The organism is Bifidobacterium sp. POST2/T3 (B1) (genome assembly GCF_058197115.1).
Genome location: NZ_JBVPQK010000370.1, coordinates 1 through 2,558, shown reverse-complemented (window position 1 = coordinate 2,558; position 2,558 = coordinate 1). Strand labels below are relative to the sequence as shown.

Genomic DNA, 2,558 nt, shown 5'->3' with positions numbered 1-2,558 from the left:
AAGCTGGGTCTGGTCGACAACGTGCGGCGGGCCAACATCTACGAGTCCGGCTACCAGTTCTGCAAGGCCGGTCAGCCCGTGGACAAGGAAGAGTGGCTGATGAACCCTCAGACGGTCAACGCCTACTACGAGCCCACCCTGAATGTCATCGTCTTCCCCGCAGCCATCCTGCAGCCGCCCTTCTTCGATCCAGACGCCGACGATGCCGTCAACTACGGAGGCATTGGATCGGTCATCGGTCACGAAATCGGCCACGGATTCGACGACCAGGGCTCCAAGTACGACGGTGACGGACGTCTGCAGGACTGGTGGACCCCGCAGGACCGTGAAAACTTCGAACAACGGACCAAAGCACTTATTAAGCAGTACAACGGATTTGTCCCCCAGCAACTTGCCGAGAAGTATGCCGACAAGCCCGAGCAAGCACCTCATGTCAATGGAGCGTTGACCATTGGCGAGAACATTGGGGACCTGGGAGGCGTCAACATCGCCATCAAGGCCTATGCCATCTCCTTGCAGAAGAAGGAGGGCGCCCCGGTCGGGACAGACGATGCGGCTTTGGACCAGGCACTGGCCTCGGCTCCGGTCATGGACGGCTACACCGGCCTGCAGCGGTTCTTCCTGTCCTACGCCTCCATCTGGAGGACCAAGAACAGGGATCAGCTGGCCGAACAGTATCTGCAGATCGATCCTCACTCCCCTGCTGAATTCCGTACCAACGGCATCGTTAGGAACGTGGATCGCTTCTATCAGGCCTTCGGAGTCACAGCCGACGACGGCATGTGGCTGGAACCCGAAGCACGGGTCAAGATCTGGTAAACCTGTTCTGATTAAAACCGTTGGTTGACGATTTTAATCAGCCTAATGATCAAGGCGGGAGGCCGACGAGAATCAGTCGGTCTCCCGCTTTCGTTTTGCTTGGCCGGAGCAACCTTTGTTTATCCAGCATTGGCAGCCTCCACGGATACTTCCTCCGGCGCAGATGAGGCAGGTGATGCAGAGGCTGTTTCGGACGGTGAAGATGCCAGCGGTGTGGTCCAAGGATCCGGACCGGCAGCCCCCTCATCAATAGACGCAGAACTCGATCGGATCCTAGTGAAGGTATCCTGTCCACGTGCTAAGTCGTGACCAATGCCATCCGCAATCAAAACCAGACTGCTATGCGGCTGGCCGTCAGTGGTCCACTCCTCCGTCACCAAGGATCCCGTCACCATGACTGGATCACCCTTGTGCAGACAAGCCAAGGCATTGACCGCCAAAGTCCTGAAGGCCTTGACCGTCAGCCAGGTGGTGGATTTTCGTTTCCACACCCCAGCCGCAGCATCGTAATAGGCCGGCGTAGAGCCCAACCTGAAGGAGCAGACCGGCGTAGACCCCGGCTGTCCCAGACGAGTTGGCTGAGTCCCCATAAAGCCGAAGACGGTCGTTTTTATTTCGTTGATAGACATACCGGCACCTCTCTGTCGATGTTATGAATCCGATGCTGTAAATCTGCCGGCCGATTCCTGCTCGCGCGGCAATGAGGCCGTTCGACGGAGGATCCCGGACCGGAACGCGGATAATCGGAGCGGGGGAAGGTACTGGCCCCGGCCAGAAACCCTCCATCGAACGGTGAATCTATCGTGCCTCCACCCACGTCTCCGCACCTGACCCGCAGACCATTGTGGTCGAACGAGCCCGGCTTGTTTCGCGAGGTGGACAACCCTGCCCATGGCTGGTTTGGCAATGTCCCTTTCAGCACCCAGGGCAATCGAGCATTGGTCCTGGGCTAAACTGTGAGAGCAGATACATCGGTACGGTTTGGAAGGACCCGCAGTCATGGTTCACACGCTGGTCAGTTGGAATATCGATTCGCTCAACGCCGCCCTGCTGGGCAAGAGCAGCCGCAGCGCCCTCTCCCTGAAAGTGGTGGAGACCATACGGAATCTGGATCCTGATGTCGTAGCCATCCAGGAAACCAAACTCAACGGAGATCAGAAGAAATCCGCAGGCATCCTTAAGGCACTCATGCGATACTTCCCCGATTACCAGGAGGTGGACCGCCGCTCCGAGCCCCCGGCCCGCACAGGCTACGCAGGCACGCTCATGCTCTACCGCAAGAGCCTGCCGGAACCTACCGTGACGCAACCCCGCATCGGCGCTCCGGACACCATGGATGACGAGGGCCGCATGCTCACTCTGGAGTTCCCGGACTGCTTCGTCACCACGGTCTACACCCCCAATTCAGGATCGGGACTGGTCAGGCTCAAGACGCGCGGCGTCTGGGATGATTGCTACCGTCGCTACCTGCAGGAACTGGATGCCCGCAAACCGGTCCTGGCCTGTGGCGACTTCAACGTGGCCCACGAGGAGATCGACATTGCCAACCCGGCCTCCAACCACCATTCCGCCGGCTTCACCGATCAGGAACGCGAGAAGTTCGGCCTTCTGCTGGATGCAGGCTTCACCGACACCTTCCGGAAAATTCATGGCGATGCCGCCGGCTTCTACGACGATCACCGCAGCGTCTACACCTGGTTCGCACAGCGTGCCCCAAAGAGCAAGATCAACAACTCCGG

General features: G+C 58.8%; 3 protein-coding genes. 2 read left to right on the top strand and 1 reads right to left on the bottom strand.

Annotated features, from left to right (window positions below):
- On the top strand, positions 1-819 hold an 819-nt coding region (locus AC0AP0_RS11725), incomplete at its 5' end, for a M13-type metalloendopeptidase (RefSeq protein ID WP_490430595.1).
- A gap of 119 nt (positions 820-938) precedes the next feature.
- Here the strand turns inward: AC0AP0_RS11725 and AC0AP0_RS11720 are convergent.
- A complete protein-coding gene (locus AC0AP0_RS11720) occupies positions 939-1,448 on the bottom strand; it encodes a single-stranded DNA-binding protein (protein WP_445341811.1) in 510 nt (169 codons plus the stop codon).
- Between the two features lie 370 nt (positions 1,449-1,818).
- Between AC0AP0_RS11720 and AC0AP0_RS11715 the strand changes: the two genes are divergently transcribed.
- Positions 1,819-2,558, top strand: a 740-nt coding sequence (locus AC0AP0_RS11715; RefSeq protein ID WP_490430594.1) for an exodeoxyribonuclease III, incomplete at its 3' end; no start/stop codon positions are given.